Below are 17,364 nucleotides of genomic sequence, written 5' to 3' on the forward strand. Positions count from 1 at the left end.
CGGTCATGGACATCCTGTTCTACGGTTTCGTCGTGGTGCTGTTCGCCGCCGTCATCCTGGCGGTCGAAGGCTTCTACCTGTGGTGGATGAGTACCCGCGGCGCCGCTGCGCGCCGCATTGCACGCCGCCTGCAGGTCATGTCCGGCGGCGCGCAGACGCGCTCGGGCGAACGCATCTCGATCCTCAAGCAGCGCCCCTTCAGCCGCCGGCCTGCACTCGACCGGCTGCTGCACCGGGCAGCCCTGGCCCAGCGCATCGATGCGCTGCTGGTGCAGGCCGGCGCGCCCTGGACCGTCAGCCACTTCATTGGCGCCACCTTCGGCTGCGTGATCCTGGTCCTGGTGGCTGGCAGCGTCTGGGCGTTGCCGCTGCAAGCGCGCCTGCTGCTGTGCGTGGCCAGTCCCGGCCTGCCCTGGTGCCTGCTGCAGCGGATGCGCAGGCGGCGCCTGATCCGCATCGAGCACCAGCTGCCGGAGGCGGCCGACTTCATCGCGCGCGCGCTGCGCGCCGGGCACTCGTTCATCAATGTGCTGCAGATCGTCGGCAATGAGATGCCCGAGCCGCTGGCCGGTGAATTTCGCATCGCGCGCGAAGAGATCAATTACGGCGTGCCGATGAACGAAGCGCTGCACGGGCTGGCCGCGCGCATTCCGCTGACCGACCTGCGCTATCTGGTGATCGCGGTGCTGATCCAGCGCGATTCGGGCGGCAACCTGGCCGAAATCCTCGGCAATATCAGCGGCATCATCCGCGCCCGCCTGAAACTCGTGGCCCAGGTGCGGGTGCTGTCGGCCGAAGGCCGCATGTCGGCCTGGATTCTGGGCTTGCTGCCATTTGGCGTGATGGGCGTGATGGCGGTGAGCAGCCCGCATTACGTCAGCATGCTGTGGACTGACCCGAGCGGCCAGCGGCTGCTGTGGTACGGCCTGGGCATGATCATCTTTGGCGTGCTGTGGCTGCGCCAGACCATCCGCATCCGCGTGTGAGGCCGCGATGAATACCATGCAACTGTGGTTTTTGCTGATCGTCTTCATGGTCGTGTGCGCGCTGTGCTGGGTCGCGCTGGCGCTGTTCGCGCCGGTCGCGCTGCGCGAGCGTCTGCGCCGTCTTCTCGGCCAGCGCGCGGCGCCGGGCATCGGTGACGCGCCGCGCCTGCGCTGGATCGAGCGTGTCGCCAGCGTGGCCCGGCCGCTCACCCGGTTGTCGATCCCCGACGAAGGCTGGGAAAAATCCACACTGCGCACCCGCTTCATGAACGCCGGCTGGCGCAACCCGGCGGCGCCGACGCTGTACTTCGCGGCCAAGACCGCGCTGGCGCTGCTGGCGCCCGCCGTACTGGCGCCCGTGATGCTGTTGCGCGGGACGACGTCGGGGCGCATGGTGCTGATGATTCTGCTGTGCGGTGCGGCGCTCGGCTACTACCTGCCCAACGCCGTGCTGGCGCGCCGCGTCAAGCGGCGCCGGCGCGAGATCTTCGAAACCATTCCCGATGCCCTCGACCTGCTGACGGTGTGCGTCGAAGCGGGCCTGAGCCTGGAGCGCGCTCTGGTCAAGGTGGCCGCCGAAATCCATATCAAGAGCGTGGTGCTGGCGCAGGAGATGCAGATCGTGCTGATGGAAATGCGGGCCGGCTTCAGCAAGGAAAAGGCGCTGCGCAATTTCGCGCTGCGCTCCGGCGTCGAGGATGTCGATACGCTGGTGGCCATGCTGATCCAGTCCGAACGCTTCGGCACCAGCGTGGGCGACGCCCTGCGCGTGTATGCCGACAACCTGCGTCACAAGCGGCGCATGATCGCCGAGGAAACGGCTGCGCGCATCGGCCTGAAACTGCTGTTCCCGCTGATCTTCTGTATTTTCCCGACGCTGATGATGGTCCTCCTGGGACCGGCGGCGATCCAGATTTCCCGTGCCATGAGCGCGCTGGCCAGCGCGCGCTGAACCCAAGGAGGCCGCCATGCGCCCGACCATCCACCATAGCACCCGATTCACGCGGCTGGCATTGCTGTGCGCCGGCCTTGCGGCGTGCGCGCCGCTTCAGATACCAATCAGTGCGGAGCCAGGAGCGCTTGCCGTCCGGCGTGACCTGGCCGCGCCGCTGCAAGCTGACGCCGGGCCGGATACCGCACCGGATACCGCCCACCGGTTCGTCACTCTGGGCAGCGCGTCTCTGCGCAGTGGCGATTACGACGCTGCCCGCGTGGCGCTGGAACGCGCCTGCCTGCTCGATCCGCTGGTTGCGCACTCGTGGGAGTTGCTGGGCGAAGCGCTGGCTGCACTGGGACAGGATGCCCGCGCGCGGCAGATGCTGCGCCAGGCGGCGTCGCTGCGCCAGTACGACTTGCGCGCCGACTTCGCTGCGACCGGTGGCCAGACGGGCGTCGCCGCGCTCGGCCAGGCCATGGCGGCATTGCAGCCCACCCCACAGCCCGGCTGGGCGCAAGCGCAGATCCACGTCGGCGCGGACGGCATGATGGAATTGCGCCGTGTACCGGCAAGCGCGCCTGCTGTGCAGTCTGCCTTGCAGCCGCTTTCACTGCCGCCGGCCGTGGCGCGTCTCGAGATCAGCAATGGCAATGGCGTGACCGGGATGGCGCGCGCACTGGCACGCCAGATCGACGCACCTGGCCTGCGTGTCACGCGCCTGTCGAACCAGCCCGGCTTTGCGGTGCGCCACACGCGCATCGAATACGACGCAGCCCACGTCGATGCGGCCCGGCGCCTCGCGCAGCGCGTGGGCAGCGTGCACCTGCAGGAAGTCGGCCACCGCGCACCCGCCAACCTGCGCCTGGTGCTGGGCCGCGACCTGGCGCAGCGCGGCGCCATGCTGCGCCTGGATGCGAAGAAGGCAGACTCACTGGCGCTGCGCTGAACCGGTCACGGCGCTGGCGCTGCATCCTTGCGATACACCCGCACATAATCGACCAGCATCCGGCGCGGGAACGCGGTCGTGCTGTCCGGGTAGCCGGGCCAGTATCCGCCGACAGCGAGGTTCAGCAGCACGAAGAATGGATGCTCGAATACCCAGTCGCCCTTTACGAGCGCCGGCGTGGCGGTGTGGTAGTGCACGCCATCGCGGTACCAGCGGATGGCCTGCGGTTCCCACTCGACGGCAAACACGTGGAAGTCGTCGCCATAGTCGGCGCCGTCCAGCGCGATCGGTTTGCTGAACGCGTGCTCGCCCGAATAGCCTGGCCCGTGCAGCGTGCCATAGGCATTGCGCGGTTCCTTGCCGATGATTTCCATGATGTCGATCTCGCCGCTGCGCGGCCAGCCGACCTTGCCGATGTCGGCGCCCAGCATCCAGAACGCCGGCCAGATACCCTGGCCCTTCGGCACCTTGATGCGCGCTTCGAAACGCCCGTACTGCGTCTCTTTCAGGCCGGCTGTCTTGAGCCGCGCCGACGTGTAATCCTTGCCTTCGTAGCGCTCCTTGCGCGCCTCGATGACCAGGTGGCCGTCCTCCACGCGCACGTTCTCGGGCCGCGCCGTGTAGAACTGCATCTCGTTGTTGCCCCAGCCATGGCCGCCGGTTTCGAGCGTCCAGATCGTGCGGTCGAGCATCGCGCCGCTGAATTCATCGCTCCAGGCCAGCGTCCAGCCGGGCAGGCGCGCCTGCGCCAGCGTAACTTGCTGCCTGACGTGCTGCATGATGTTGATGAACGTGTCGGTCCAGACCACGTCACGGTGCGCAGCCAGATAGCGCACCAGTTCTTCATGCGCCTGTGACGACACGCTCAGGTGGTCGCCCCCGATGCCATGGAAGGTGAAGGCGACCATGGTGCCACGCGCGACGGCTTGCTCCACCAGCGCGATCAGTTCCGCGCCACTGGCACCCACCGGGCCGACCGACGCAACCTGATACGGGTCGACCGCCGCCATCGAAACCGGCACGCCTGGGCCATTGCCCGCCTTGATCGCAACGAACGCCGGGTGCAGTGCGGGCAGGTAGTCGCCGCCCAGCGCCTGCACGTCGCCGCAGGGTGCGGTGTAAGTGCGCTCGCGCCGGCCGTCGATCGCTTCGAGCATCGTGTTGGCCAGCAGGACCTGGTCGACCATCTGTGCGCGGCTGGTCGTTGCGAGGTCGCGGTGCGCGGCGACCCAGCCGCGGTCCGGGCCCTTGCCCGAACACTGGTGGAACAGGCTGTGGTTGCCCAGTTCATGACCGCGGGCGGCAGCCGCGCGCCACGCCGGCAAACGCGCCGCCACGGGCGGGCTCGATAGCTGCAGATAGAAGGTGCCCTTGATGCCGTGGCGGTCCAGCGTCGGCAGCGCGTTGTCGAGTTGCGAGTCGAGCGCATCGTCGTAAGCGAGGCTGACGGCAGCGCGCGCGCCGCCGGGCCAGGCGAATGCGGGCGTCGGTGCAGCAGCATGCACGCTGGCGGCATAAGTGACACAGATAGCGGCGAGCAGGGCGCCGCGGGGGACGCTACGCGTGAGACGGGCCAGAAAATGGTGCATGCATGCTCCAGTTTGGAAACGTTACCAAAACGTCAAGGGGACTATAGCTTCTCGAACCGATCCCGTCAATGCGGGACGCGCACCTGTGATTCGTCATTTACAAAGACTGCCTGACGCGCCGCGCGCACCAAAGTGTTGCAAAACTACGTCACACCGGTTGACGAGGTAACGGAATATTCCGTTGACAATTTATTTTCATAACTCTAAGATTCAGCTCACTGCATGGAAACGTTTCCATGCGACGGACAAATTCCCTTCGATGCCCGATTGGCGCAACCCGCCAAGGAGCCGAGGACACATGACACAGTGCAGCGCGCACCCGGCGATTCACGTAGCGAGGCCATCGGCACCAGCCGATCGGTCTCGCTGCACCACATGGTGGCGCGCCGCCGGGCAAGGAGGCGCCCGGGTTTGAAAGGCAGTACCCGGGGCAGCGGCGACGCATCCGGATGGCGGAGACACCGTGTCTGAGCACGGTCATATTTATAAAAACAGGAGAAGACATGTACTACCCAAAGGCTAAACAGACCTTGATCAGTCTGGCAGTTGCCAGCGCATGCGCGGCGTTCATGCCGGCGTTTGCCCAGGAAGCGGCCAGCATGCCGCCAGCCGAAACCGCCACCAGCGCCCCCAACCAGGCGGTCGACGCGGCCAGCAATCCCACCGCGTCGATCACCGGCCCCGCGCAAAACGGCACGCAGACCGTCGTCGTGACCGGCCTGCGCGCCAGTCTCGAATCGTCGATGAACCTCAAGCGCAATGCGCAGGGCTTCGTGGACGGCATCGTCGCTGAAGACATCGGCAAATTCCCCGACACGAACCTGGCCGAATCGCTGCAGCGCATCTCGGGCGTGTCGATCGATCGCGAAATCGGCGAAGGCTCGAAGATCACCGTGCGTGGCGTTGGCCCCGACTTCAACCTGGTGCTGCTCAATGGCCGCCAGATGCCGGTATCGAACCTGGGCGACCGCAATGGCCGCGCGTTCGACTTCGCCAACATCGCCTCCGAAGCGATCTCGCAGCTGCAGGTCTACAAATCGAGCCGCGCCGAGACCCCGACCGGCGGCGTCGGCGCGACCATCAACGTGATCACCGCGCGCCCGCTGTCGCGTCCCGGCATGCAGGCCAGCATCGGCATCAAGGGCGTGCACGACACGTCGGCCACCAACCTGCCGGACGGTCTCCAGCACGGCAACAAGGTCACGCCGGAAGTCTCGGGCATCTACTCGAACACCTCGGCCGATGGCCGTTTCGGCATCGGCCTGTCGGCCAGCTACCAGGAACGCAACCTGGGCTATAACCGCGCGTCGGTGGCCAATGGCTGGAAGGGCCCGTTCCGCGGCGACCAGGAAACCTACGGCGCGATCCCGCTGCCAGGCAAGCCGGGTTCCGAGCTGATCACGAACCGCCCCGGCCCGACTGACCTGTACCAGACCCCGCAGAACCTGAACTACAACCTGAGCGGCGTGCAGCGCGAGCGCACCAACGGCCAGGTGGTGTTCCAGTTCGCGCCGAACAAGTCGATCACCAGCACCGTCGACTACACCTATTCGGAAAACAAGATCCACACCCGCCGCAACGACATGTCGGCATGGTTCAACTTCGGCCCGTCGTCAAGCAGCTGGACCGACGGTCCGATCGCCGGCCCGCTGACATATGCCGAGCTGATCCCGGCCGGGAACAGCGACATCGCCATGGGCGTGTCGGACTTCGCCACGCGCAGCGAAAACAAGTCGCTGGGCTTCAACACGGTCTGGCGCGTCAATCCCGACCTGCGCTTTGAACTCGATGCGCACAGCTCGTCGGCCGAATCGACCCCGGACAGCCCCTGGGGCTCGAGCAACGTGATCGGCACCGCCAGCTTCAGCCGCGGCAACACCAGCGTCGACTTTTCGCAAGATTTCCCCGTGCTGAGCATTCAAGGCGCCGACTACGCGCGCGCGCCGCAGCAGGTCACCGGCTCGGTGTTCGAGAACGGCTACATGAAGACCGAAGTCGACCAGATCCAGACCCACGGCAGCTGGAAAGTGCTGGAAGCGTCCGAGTTCAAGTTCGGCGTCGGCGCGACCAAGGTCGACTACCGCTCGGCGTTCTCGGTGCAGCAGCGCGACAGCTGGGGCGGCGCGACGCAGGCGTCCGACTACCCGGCCAGCCTGTTCACCGTCGACAGCCTCGGCAAGTATTTTGACCAGGTCAACGGCAGCGACAACCCGGCCCTGTTCGACCGCTTCCACACCTTCAACTTCGGCCAGATCCGCGACATCGTATCCCAGGCCTCCGGCCTGCCGGAGCTGTATCTGCCGAAGACGACCTACGACACCGACCGTCGTACCGAAGAAAAGTCGAAGAGCCTGTACCTGCAGTTCAATACCGAGTGGGATACCCGCTTCCCGATCAATACCTCGCTGGGCGTGCGTTACGAGAAGACCGACGTGAGCTCCACCGCGCTGGTGCCGACTCCGACCGGGATCAACTGGGTCTCGCAGAATGAACTGCGGGTGATCGTTGGCGAATCGGGCTTTACCACGCTCAAGGGCAACTACAGCCACGTGCTACCAAGCTTCGACGCCGACATCGCGCTGCGCGACGACATCAAGGGGCGTTTCAGCTATGGCCACACGATCGGCCGTCCACGCTACGACCAGATCGCCGGCGGCCAGGTGCTCGACACGCTGGCGCGCGTCGATGGCGGCACCGGCTCGCAGGGCAACCCGGCGCTGGAGCCAGTCAAGTCGAAGAACTTCGACATCGCTCTCGAGTGGTACTACGGCCGCCAGAGCTTTGTTTCGGTCAACCACTTCCGCAAGCAGCTCGAGAACTACGCTGGACAGTCGCAAGTCATCGCCCAGCCGTTCGGCGTGCGCACGCCCGTTGGCGGCGCGTACTGGAATGCGGCGCTGGCCAGCTGCACGACTGCGGACACCACCTGCATCCGCAACTACATCTTCCGCAACTTCGACGGCCAGCCGGGCGTGACCGCGGGGCCGGTCAACGACTCGGGCGACGCCACTGGCACCATCAAGTCCATCGCCACCGATCCGGTCGCGAACTTCCGCATCACGTCGTATTCGAACCAGAAGAAGGCAAACATCCGCGGCCTGGAATTCAACCTCCAGCACATGTTCGGCAACAGCGGCTTCGGCGTGCAGGCCAACTACACCTACGTCAATTCGGGCCTGAAGTACGACAACGGCAGCGTGGGCGAGCAGTTCGCACTGGTCGGCCTGGGCGACTCGGCCAATCTGGTGGGTATCTTCGAGAACGACAAGTGGAACGTGCGCGCGGCCTACAACTGGCGCGACGAATTCCTGTCGTCGACCTTCGACGGTGCCGGTCCGAACCCGAACTACGTCGAAGCGTACGGTCAGCTCGATCTGAGCGTCGGCTACAACGTCAACAAGAACCTGTCCGTCTCGTTCGAGGGCATCAACCTGACCGACGAGATCCAGCGCACGCACGGCCGCACCAAGCAGCAGGTGCTGTTCGTGACGCAATCGGGTCCGCGTTACATGCTCGCGGCGCGCTACAAATTCTGATAGCGCAGCATCTGTCCGGCGCCGGTATTCGGGAGTAGACTTCCCGCACACCGGCCCTGCAACCGCAGCGGCGGGCCGGCATCAGCCGGCCCGCCGCTGTCGTTTCACCGCATGATTCCAATAACGACAACGAGACGTCCATGCCCAATATCGCCCTGCTGAACAATATCGAACACAAGGACCTGCGCATCATCGCTGGTCACCACCCCGGCCTGGGCAGCGAAGTCGCGTGGGTGCCGACCTTCGCCGACGAATTCCGCTCCCTGCAGGGGATCTACCCGATCATCTTCCGCCAGCTCGAAGACGGCGTGAACTTCGAAGCGATCGCGCTGCTGGGCTTTACCGAAGACGAAAACCTGTTCCTGCAAGACGGCCGCTGGGATGCGCCGCTCGTGCCGTGGATGCACGAGCGCCAGCCGTTCTACATCGGCCGCAATGGCGACGAGCTGATGATCCAGGTCGACCTCGACCACCCGCGCGTGAGCACGACCGACGGCGAGCCGGTGTTCAAGCCGCATGGCGGCAACACCGAGTACCTGGAAAAGGTCAGCACCATGCTGTCGAACATCCACAACGGCGTGCAGGCCAATATCGGCTTTCTCGAAGCCCTCAAGCGCCATGATCTGCTCGATGCGTTCGTGCTCGACATCGAATTCGACAATGGCGCGCAGAACCGCCTGGGCGGCTTCTTCACGATCCACGAAGAACGCCTGGGCGCGCTCGATGGCGCCATCATCGCCGAACTGCATGCGGCAGGCTACCTGGCGCCGATCTACTTCGCACTGGCCTCGCTGTCGAACTTCCGCAACCTGATCGACCGCAAGAATCACCGCGATGCTGCCGGCCGCTAACGCCATCCGCGAGCTGGCCGGTGTGACGCCGGCCGATCTCGATGCAACGATCCTGGCGTCGACCGAGCCGCTGCTGCTGCGCGGCCTGGTGGCGCACTGGCCGGTGGTGGCTGCAGGGCGCCAGTCGCCGCAGGCAGCGCTCGACTATTTGCGCCGCTGGTGCGGCGACGCCACCGTCAATGCGATGCTCGGCCCGCCCGACATTGGCGGTCGCTTCTTCTACAACGCGGCGCTCGACGGCTTCAATTTCCAGTCGCTGCGCGTGCGGCTCGACGCCGTGCTCGATGAACTGGCAAAGCACCTGGCCGCGCCGGCGCCGCCCGCGATCTATGTCGGCTCGACCACGATCGACGGTGCACTGCCGGGCTTCAGAGGCGAGAACGACGTCGACCTGGGCCCGCGCGACCCTCTGGCGTCGATCTGGGTCGGCACCCGCACCCGCATCGCTGCCCATTACGATGTGCCGGACAACCTGGCCTGCATCGCGGCCGGGCGACGCCGCTTCACGCTGTTCCCGCCGGGGCAGCAGCACAATCTGTACATCGGCCCGATCGACCTGACGCCGGCAGGCCAGCCCATCAGCCTGGTCGATTTCGCACAGCCCGACCTTGCACGTTTTCCACGGTTTGCTGACGCACTCGCGCAGGCGCAGAGCGCCGAACTTGGCCCTGGCGACGCACTGTTCATCCCCAGCATGTGGTGGCACCACGTCGAGGCGCTGGACGATGTCAACGTGCTGGTCAATTACTGGTGGCGCCAGTCGCCGGACTGGATGGACACGCCCAACAACGCGCTGATGCACGCCCTGATGACGGTGCGCGACCTGCCGCCGGCGCAGCGTGCGGCCTGGGCCGAGCTGTTCCGGCACTACGTGTTCGAGGCCGATGGCGAGACGGCAGCACATATCCCGCCAGGCGCGCGCGGCCTGCTTGGTCCGATGGACGACAACGCCTCGCGCATGGTGCGCGCGCAGCTGCTCAAACGCCTGAACCGCTGACACACGGCGGGCCAGGACAAAAAAATGCCCGCATCATGTGCGGGCATTTTCGTTGATGACGGCGACGTTTATTCCGCCGCCACCTTCTGCTTGTGCAGATCGGCGTACTTCACGCCGTAGTACAGGATGAACAGGTAACACGCTGCCGGCACCAGGAACGAGATCTGCAGGCCGATGCTGTCGGCCAGGATGCCCTGGATGAACGGCACGATCGCGCCGCCGACGATGGCCATGCAGAGGATGCCCGAACCCTGGCCCGTGAACTTGCCCAGGCCGTGCAGCGCCATGCTGAAGATGGTCGGGAACATGATCGAGTTGCACAGGCCGACGGCGATGATTGCCCACATCGCCAGGCTGCCATCGGTGAAGATCGCGGTGAGCACCAGCGCCATCGAACCGAGCGCGGTGACGGCCAGCGACTTGCCCGGGCTGACGTAACGCATCACTGCAAAGCCGATGAAGCGGCCCACCAGCGCGCCGCCCCAGTACAGGCTGACGTAGCGGGCCGCGTCGGCATGCGACAGCCCGGCAATGTGCGGCTCGCCGATGAAGTTGATCAGGAAGCTGCCGATACTGACTTCAGCGCCCACGTACAGGAAGATGCCCAGCGCGCCGAGTACCAGGTGGCGGTACGCCATCGCGCCGCCCTTGCCGTCGACGGCCGCAGTGGTGGTGTCCTGGAACGCGATCTTCGGCAGGCGCGCCAGTGCGAACAGCACGGCCAGCAGCGCGAGCGCCGCGGCCAGGCCCAGGTACGGGCCCTGCACGGCAGCTGCTTCGGCCGCGCGGTGCGCGACCCGTTCGGCTTCCGGCAGCAGCGCCAGCTGGTCGGCGGACAGCGCCACCGTCGACAGGATCAAAAAGCCCCCCAGCGTCGGCGCCACCGTGGTGCCGAGCGAGTTAAAGGCTTGCGTGAGCGTCAGGCGGCTGGCGGCGGTGCGCGCAGGGCCAAGGACGGTGACGTACGGGTTGGCCGCGACCTGCAGGATCGTGATCCCGCTGGCCAGCACGAACAGCGCGAACAGGAACAGGCCGTAGCCGCCGTTCGACGCCGGATAGAACAGCGCGCAGCCGGTGGCCGCGACCAGCAGGCCGGCGACAGCGCCGTTCTGGTAACCGAGGCGGCGAATCAGCGCGCCGGCCGGCAGCGACACGACGACGTAAGCGCCGAAGAAGCACAGCTGCACCAGCATCGCCTGCATGTAGGTGAGGGTGTAGATCGATTTCAGGTGCGGGATCAGGACGTCGTTGAGTGACGTGATCAGGCCCCACATGAAGAACAGGATGGTGACGATGAACAGCGCCCCGGTATGCGCATTGCGTTCGCCGTCCGTCGCTGCACTGGCCACGGTCGGGGTCTGGATGGGATTCTGCATGGTCTCTCCGTTATTGGTGCAGACTAAAAATTTGATCCGACAGCATAGCCGAAACCCCGCGCAACGCGGGATATTGTTCAGTAATCAAGTAGGTCGGTATGCGCGCCAGATAGTCGCCCAGGCGGCCCTTGTCTTCAAAGCGCGCGCGAAACGCCGATTGCTCGAATAGCACGCCCAAACGCGGCACGATGCCACCGCCGATATACATGCCGCCGGTCGCCCCCAGTGTAAGCGCGACATTGCCGGCCACGCTGCCCAGGATCGCGCAGAACACCCGCACCGAGCCCTGACACTCCAGGCACGAACCATCGAGCGCCGCAGTGGTGATGTCGGCCGCCTTCATGCGCCGGCTGGTGCGCGCCCAGTGGATCAGCTCCAGTCCCATGCCCGACAGCAGGCGCTCGGCCGAGACGTGGCCGTACTCGCTCCACAGCGCCTCGAGGATTGCCACCTCGTCGCGGTTGACGGGCGCGAAGCTCACGTGGCCGCCTTCGCCCGACAGCGCAATCCAGCGCCCGCCGGCCGGGACCACGCCCGAGACCCCCAGCCCCGTGCCAGGGCCGATCAGGCCAATGGTCCGGTTGGGCAGTTCGATGCCGCCGCCGATGCGCTGGCGCCCGGCGGGCTGCAGGTGCGGCAGCGCCATCGCCAGCGCCGCGAAGTCGTTGACCATCAACAGCGTGGTCAAGCCCAGTTCCTGGCGCAGCGCTTCGATCGAGAAAGCCCAGTGGTGGTTGGTCATCCGGATCTCGTCGCCCTCGACCGGATTGGCAATCGCCAGCGCCGCATGGCACACGCTGTCCACTGCCATCCCGCGCGCGCGGGCGCCTTCGAGGTAGGCGCGGATCGCGTCACCCAGCGTCAGGTAGCTGGCGCCGGTCAGCACCTCGACATCATCGAAGCCGCCAGCCGGATCGGACTGCAGCGCGAAGCGCGCATTGGTGCCGCCGATGTCGGCCAGCAGCCGCAGGCCGTGCGTCACCTCTGCCGTCATTTGAGGTCCTCGCAGCGCACGGCATCGGCCTCTTTCGCGGCGCCGCCGGCGATCTCGATATTCGCGAAGGCCGCGCTGAACGGGCCGTCGCTGGTGACGCTGAACGGCGTGTCGACCTTGGCCAGATCAACCCCTTTGGCCTGGAAGCAGGCGAGTGGAATCGAGACCGTGTGCTTGCCGCCATCGGCCAGGCGCTTGAACAGGGTCGTGGCGTCCAGCGCCGTGTCGCTCGCGCCCTGGCGCATCGCGAGCATCACCTTGCCGGTTGGCGCCTTGGCGACCATGGTGTCAAAGCGCAACGCGCCATCCTTTGCCGCCGCTGCCGGCACGACCATCGCGCGCGCACCGCGTGCTTCGAGCGTGGCCGGGCCGGTCCAGGCGCCCATCTTGGCATCCTGCTGGGTGTTGACCTGCGCGGTCGTGACGACGATGCCCGGCAACGTGAAGCTCGCATTCAGGTCGGCGCCCAGCACCGTGGTTTGCCCGCCGCTGCGGATCGCCAGCGGGAAGCTGGTGCGGTCGGCCTGGCTGAACACGGGGAAGGTATTGCCGGCGCTGCAGCCGCCTTGCGGAATCGTTTCATCGAGCTTGCCGAGCTTCGAGCGCGTGCCCGCTTTCAGGCCGTAGCCGTAGGCGAACAGCGGTGCGTACTCCTTGTCGCCGACGTTGAGCTTGACCTGGCAGGCCGACTTCGGCCACGAGAACGGCAGCGTGCCGCGGAAGTCATAGCGCTTGCCGCCTGCGATCAACAGGTCCGACACGCCCTTGCCCTCGGAACCCGGCAGCCAGGCCGAGATGAAGGTGTCCGACAGATTCAGCAGGTCGTTGCCGTACACCGGCCGCCCCGTGACCATCACGGTGATGACGGGTTTGCCCTTGCCGGCCACCGCCTGCAGCACGGCCAGGTCTTCCGGATAGCGGCTGCTGTGGCGCAGCGTGCCGGATGGGTGGATGTCGCCATCGCCTTCCGCATACGGACGTTCGCCGATGACGGCAATCACCGTGTCGAACTGCGTCACGTCGACGTCTTTCGCATCGACGCTGAAGCGCACGTTCTCGCTGCCTGCCGCTTCGCGAATACCGGTCAGGATCGTGTCGGCGTTCTTGAAATCGGCATTCGTGGTGGCGGTGCCCTGCCACGTGATCGACCAGCCGCCGCTCTGGTTTGACAGCTCGTCGGCGCTCTTGCCCACGACGAGAATTTTCTGGCCGCGCTTCAGGGGCAGGGCCGGGCCTTCGTTCTTGAGCAGCACGAGCGACTCGCGCACGGCCTGGCGCGCCAGCGCACGCGCCTGCATCGCATCGTCCTTGCCGGCATACGCGTTCTGGGCCGGGCTCTTGTCGAACAGGCCGGCGCGCAGCTTGACGCGGATGATGCGGGTCACGGCATCGTCGATGCGCGCCATCGGGATCTCGCCCGACTCGACCTGTTTGATCGTGTTGGCGATGAAGGCCTTCCAGTCGTCCGGCACCATGAACATGTCGTTGCCGGCGTTGACCGCCTGGGCGCAGCTGTCGTTGCGGCAGCCTTTCACTTCGCCGATGCCGTTCCAGTCGGTGACGACGAAGCCATCGAAGCCCATTTTGTTCTTGAGGATGTCGGTGAGCGCCACTTTGCTGCCATGCAGCTTGCCATGCTCGACGCCGGCCGCCGTATCGGTCCAGCTGTTAAATGAGGTCATGACCGTCTGGGCGCCAGCGCTCAGCGCCGGGACGTAGCCGGCGCCATGGATGTTGATCAGGTCAACGGCGCTGGCCTCGGTCACGCCGCGGTCCTTGCCGTTCTTGGTGCCGCCGTCGCCGATGAAGTGCTTGGCCGTCGCAATGGTGTTGGCGTCGTCCCTGAACGCGCCCTGCATGCCTTTGACGTATTCGCCCGCGTAGCTGCGCACGACTTCCGGATGCTCGGCATAGCTTTCATAGGTGCGGCCCCAGCGATCGTCGCGCACGACGGCGAGCGTCGGGCCGAACACCCAGGCGATACCGGTCGCGCGCACAGCCTTCGCGGTGGCCGCGCCGATCTCGCGCATCAGCTTCGGATTGCGCGCTGCGCCCAGCCCGATATTGTGCGGGAACAGCGTGGCGCCTGGCACGTTGTTGTGGCCGTGGACCGCGTCGGTGCCCCACACGACCGGCACCTTGATCGCCATGTCGGTCTTCATCGACGCCTCGTGGTACGCCTGCGCCAGCGCCAGCCATTCCTTCGCGCTGGCCGCCTTGTTCCCGTTCGGCCAGCTGCCGCCGCCATTGAGCACCGAGCCCAGATAGTATTTGGTCACGTCGGCCGGCGTGGCCGTCTTGATTTCGGGCTGCGTCATCTGGCCGATCTTCTGGGCCAGCGTCATCTTGCTGACGATCTCCTGGACGCGCTTCTCGAGCGCGGCGTCCTTCTTGATCGCGCTGGTCACGCGCGGCCAGTCGGCCAGGTTGGTGTCGACCGGGGCGGCATGCGCGAAGGCAGGCAAGGCAAGGGCGATCGCAAGGGCGAGCAGGGAAGGGCGAAGCGTGGCTGTCATGGTTTGTCTCGTTCGTTGTCGTTATAGGAATTCATGCCTGGCGCAGGAACGCGCCGTACCATTTGCCGCTGCTCTTGAGGCGGCGTTGCTGCGTAGCGTAATCGATGTGCACGAGGCCGAAACGCTTCAGATAGCCTTCTGCCCACTCGAAGTTGTCGAGCAGGCTCCAGGCGAAGTAGCCCTTGACTGGCGCGCCGCCATCGATCGCGGCCTTGAGCGAGGCCAGGTGGCGCATCAGGTAATGGCGGCGCTGCACATCGTCGATCTCGCCGTCGGCGCCCACCACGTCGTCGAAGGCCGAACCGTTTTCGGTCACGTACATCGGGCCCGGGTGGTAGTCGTTCTCGATGCGCAGCAGGAGTTCAGCCAGGCCTTCGGGCACCACGGGCCAGCCCATCGCGGTGATCTCGCCTTCGGTGGGCGGCAGCACCTTGGTGTCCAGCGGCGCGTGGCCGGCGGCATGCGCGACGGTTTCGGGGAAGTAGTAATTCACGCCCAGAAAATCGGTCTTGACCGCGATGGCGTCCATGTCGCCCGGCGCGACGTCGGGCGCGGCAGCGCCGACCTGCGCGAGCGTGGCTTCAGGATAGCCACGGCCGAACAGCGGATCGAGAAACCAGCGATAGCGCAGGCCGTCATGGCGTTCTTTTGCCGCGCTGTCCTCGGCGCTGTCGCTCGCCGCGCGCAGCGGGTGCAGGCTGACGGCCATGCCGACCTGCGCATCCGGCACATTCGCGCGGATCAGCGGCACCGCCTTGCCGTGCGAGACGAGCACATTGTGCGCGACCTGCAGCGCTGCCTTCAGGTCGGTCTTGCCGGGCGCATGCCAGCCTTCGAAGTTGCCAATGATCGCCGTGCACCATGGCTCGTTGTGCGTGATCCAGTGCTTGACGCGGTCGCCCAGGGTGCGCGTCATCGCGTCGGTGTACTCAAGGAAGGCGTCGATCGTGGCGCGGTCTTCCCAGCCGCCCGCATCCTGCAGCGTTTGTGGCAAGTCCCAGTGGTACAGCGTGGCCCACGGCTGCAGCCCGCGTTCGAGCATGCCGTCAACCAGGCGCGAATAGAAATCCAGGCCCTTCTGGTTCGGTGCGCCGCCGCCTTCGCTGAAAATGCGCGGCCAGGCGATCGAGAAGCGGTAGGCGTTCAGGCCCATGCCGCGCGCGATGTCGAAGTCTTCCGGCCAGCGGTGGTAATGGTCGCACGCGACCAGGCCGTTGGAACCATCGCGGATGGTGCCGGGCGTGGCGGCAAAGCGGTCCCAGATCGATTCCACGCGGCCGTCGTCGCGGCCGGCGCCTTCGATCTGATAGGACGATGTGGCGCAGCCCCACAAAAAATCGCGGGCAAAATCGCTGCGCTGCGGCGCTTGTGGCTCGGGGCGGTTGGCAGTGGTCATGGGTTTCGCTCTATTTGGTCAATAAGGTCTGAATGAAAATTTTCGGGAAAACATCCAAGTCATTTGGAAAGCTTTCCAGTTCGTGTCCAAAAAAATGGCCGCGCGCGGCCGGTGCTGGCTGGGCCAGCGATGTCATGTTTTCTTGCCCTCGTGTTTGGCTTTGGCTTTGGGCTTGGCCTTGCTGCCTGCGGCCCTGGCCAGCGATGCGCGCATCGTCACGCTGACGGGGAACGTGCGCGCCACCGGGCGGCCCAGCTCATAGCAGCGATTGAGCAGGGCGTTGATGCCAGCCAGCGTCATCTCGCGCCACGGCATGTGCACCGACGTCAGGCGCGGCGCCGCGAATTCGGCGCTGGGCGTGTCGTCGTAGCCGATCACCGACAGGTCGCGCGGCACGCTGATGCCGGCTTCCTGGAAGTACGACAGCGCGCCCACTGCCATCTCGTCGTTGGCGCAGAACAGCGCCGTGCACGGGGTCTTCGATTCGACCAGCGCCTTGGCCGCCAGCCACCCGCCCTGCGGCGAGAAGTCGCTTTCGGCGATCCAGACCTTGTCGGTATCGAGGCCTTCGGCCAGCAGTTCGTGCATGAAGCCATCGACACGCGCCACGTTGTCGATCAGCGCATTCGGGCCGGCGATGACGGCGATGTCGCGGTGGCCATGGTCGAGCAGCGCGCGCGCCGCGAGGCGCCCGCCCAGCGCATGGTCAACCGTGAAGCACTGGCCGGGCAGGTCGGCGAAATCGTGGTTGAGCGAGACGATCGTGCGGCGCTTGGCGCCCAGCGCGGCGATGTCGTCATCGGTCAGTGCGCTGCTCATCATGATCAGGCCATCGCAGCCGCGCTCGATGAGAAACTCGATGCCTTCGATGGCCTGGTTGCGCGCGTCGCCCAGGCCCACGCCAAATGCCACCACCATGTGCAGGCCGGCCGCGCGCAGTTCGGTATCGATGATCTGCAGGATCGGCGTGTAGAAGGTGCCCGACAACACCGGGATGTAGACGCCGACCATCCGGCTGGTGCCGGACAGCAGGGCGCGCGCCGCGTGCGACGGGCGAAAACCCAGTTCGTCGATCGCCTTGCGCACACGCTCGAGCGTGGCAGGCGAGACCGAGCCTTTGCCGCTGACCACGCGCGAGGCGGTGCCGAGACCGACGCCGGCCAGCCGCGCTACGTCCTTGATTGTCGCCACGTGCGATTCCTGTTCGATGAGTGGATCAAAATAACCGCCAAGCATACTG

At 66.0% G+C, this 17,364-nt stretch carries 12 protein-coding genes; 6 read left to right on the forward strand and 6 right to left on the reverse strand.

Annotation, left to right across the window (positions count from 1 at the left end):
• Positions 1-5 precede the first annotated feature (5 nt).
• The 3 genes from NX775_RS16715 to NX775_RS16725 are packed head-to-tail and all read left to right on the forward strand — an operon-like array spanning position 6 to position 2,869.
• On the forward strand, positions 6-986 hold the full coding sequence (locus NX775_RS16715; protein ID WP_258837029.1) for a type II secretion system F family protein: 981 nt from the start codon (positions 6-8) through the stop codon (positions 984-986).
• A gap of 7 nt (positions 987-993) precedes the next feature.
• The gene (locus tag NX775_RS16720; protein ID WP_258837030.1) at positions 994-1,938 is read left to right on the forward strand and encodes a type II secretion system F family protein; all 945 of its coding nucleotides are present in this window, start codon (positions 994-996) and stop codon (positions 1,936-1,938) included.
• 16 nt (positions 1,939-1,954) lie between these two features.
• Entirely contained in the window at positions 1,955-2,869 is a 915-nt protein-coding gene (locus NX775_RS16725) for a LytR C-terminal domain-containing protein (protein ID WP_258837031.1), read from the forward strand.
• 5 nt (positions 2,870-2,874) lie between these two features.
• On the opposite strand, the gene NX775_RS16730 is transcribed toward NX775_RS16725, so the two are convergent.
• Complete coding sequence (locus NX775_RS16730; protein ID WP_258837032.1) at positions 2,875-4,458, reverse strand: family 16 glycosylhydrolase; 1,584 nt, start codon at positions 4,456-4,458, stop codon at positions 2,875-2,877.
• A 503-nt stretch (positions 4,459-4,961) separates the two neighbouring features.
• Between NX775_RS16730 and NX775_RS16735 the strand changes: the two genes are divergently transcribed.
• The 3 genes from NX775_RS16735 (at position 4,962) to NX775_RS16745 (ending at position 9,842) form a co-directional block, all read left to right on the forward strand.
• Positions 4,962-7,994, forward strand: coding sequence for a TonB-dependent receptor (locus tag NX775_RS16735; protein WP_258837033.1), 3,033 nt, complete (start codon positions 4,962-4,964; stop codon positions 7,992-7,994).
• A gap of 140 nt (positions 7,995-8,134) precedes the next feature.
• The gene (locus tag NX775_RS16740; protein WP_258837034.1) at positions 8,135-8,845 is read left to right on the forward strand and encodes a SapC family protein; all 711 of its coding nucleotides are present in this window, start codon (positions 8,135-8,137) and stop codon (positions 8,843-8,845) included.
• Positions 8,829-9,842: a cupin-like domain-containing protein gene (locus tag NX775_RS16745; protein ID WP_258837035.1), complete on the forward strand. Its 1,014-nt coding sequence runs from the start codon at positions 8,829-8,831 to the stop codon at positions 9,840-9,842. The genes NX775_RS16740 and NX775_RS16745 overlap by 17 nt, the downstream gene beginning before the upstream one ends.
• Positions 9,843-9,910: 68 nt before the next feature.
• Here the strand turns inward: NX775_RS16745 and NX775_RS16750 are convergent, their stop codons facing one another.
• The 5 genes from NX775_RS16750 to NX775_RS16770 all read right to left on the reverse strand — a co-directional run bounded on the left by NX775_RS16750 (position 9,911) and on the right by NX775_RS16770 (position 17,315).
• Positions 9,911-11,218: a sugar MFS transporter gene (locus NX775_RS16750; RefSeq protein WP_258837036.1), complete on the reverse strand. Its 1,308-nt coding sequence runs from the start codon at positions 11,216-11,218 to the stop codon at positions 9,911-9,913.
• A gap of 10 nt (positions 11,219-11,228) precedes the next feature.
• Positions 11,229-12,212: a glucokinase gene (locus NX775_RS16755; protein WP_258837037.1), complete on the reverse strand. Its 984-nt coding sequence runs from the start codon at positions 12,210-12,212 to the stop codon at positions 11,229-11,231.
• Positions 12,209-14,728, reverse strand: a complete 2,520-nt coding sequence (locus NX775_RS16760; protein WP_258837038.1) for a glycoside hydrolase family 3 protein — start codon at positions 14,726-14,728, stop codon at positions 12,209-12,211. Before NX775_RS16760 ends, NX775_RS16755 begins: the two co-directional genes overlap by 4 nt.
• Before the next feature lie 31 nt (positions 14,729-14,759).
• Positions 14,760-16,124 carry a GH1 family beta-glucosidase gene (locus NX775_RS16765; protein WP_258837039.1) on the reverse strand — a complete coding sequence of 455 codons (1,365 nt, stop codon included), beginning with the start codon at positions 16,122-16,124 and terminating at the stop codon, positions 14,760-14,762.
• 132 nt (positions 16,125-16,256) lie between these two features.
• Entirely contained in the window at positions 16,257-17,315 is a 1,059-nt protein-coding gene (locus NX775_RS16770) for a LacI family DNA-binding transcriptional regulator (RefSeq protein ID WP_258837040.1), read from the reverse strand.
• Positions 17,316-17,364 lie beyond the last annotated feature (49 nt).

The sequence above is a fragment of the Massilia aurea genome, from assembly GCF_024753205.1.
Classification (GTDB): Bacteria; Pseudomonadota; Gammaproteobacteria; order Burkholderiales; family Burkholderiaceae_D; genus Telluria; species Telluria aurea.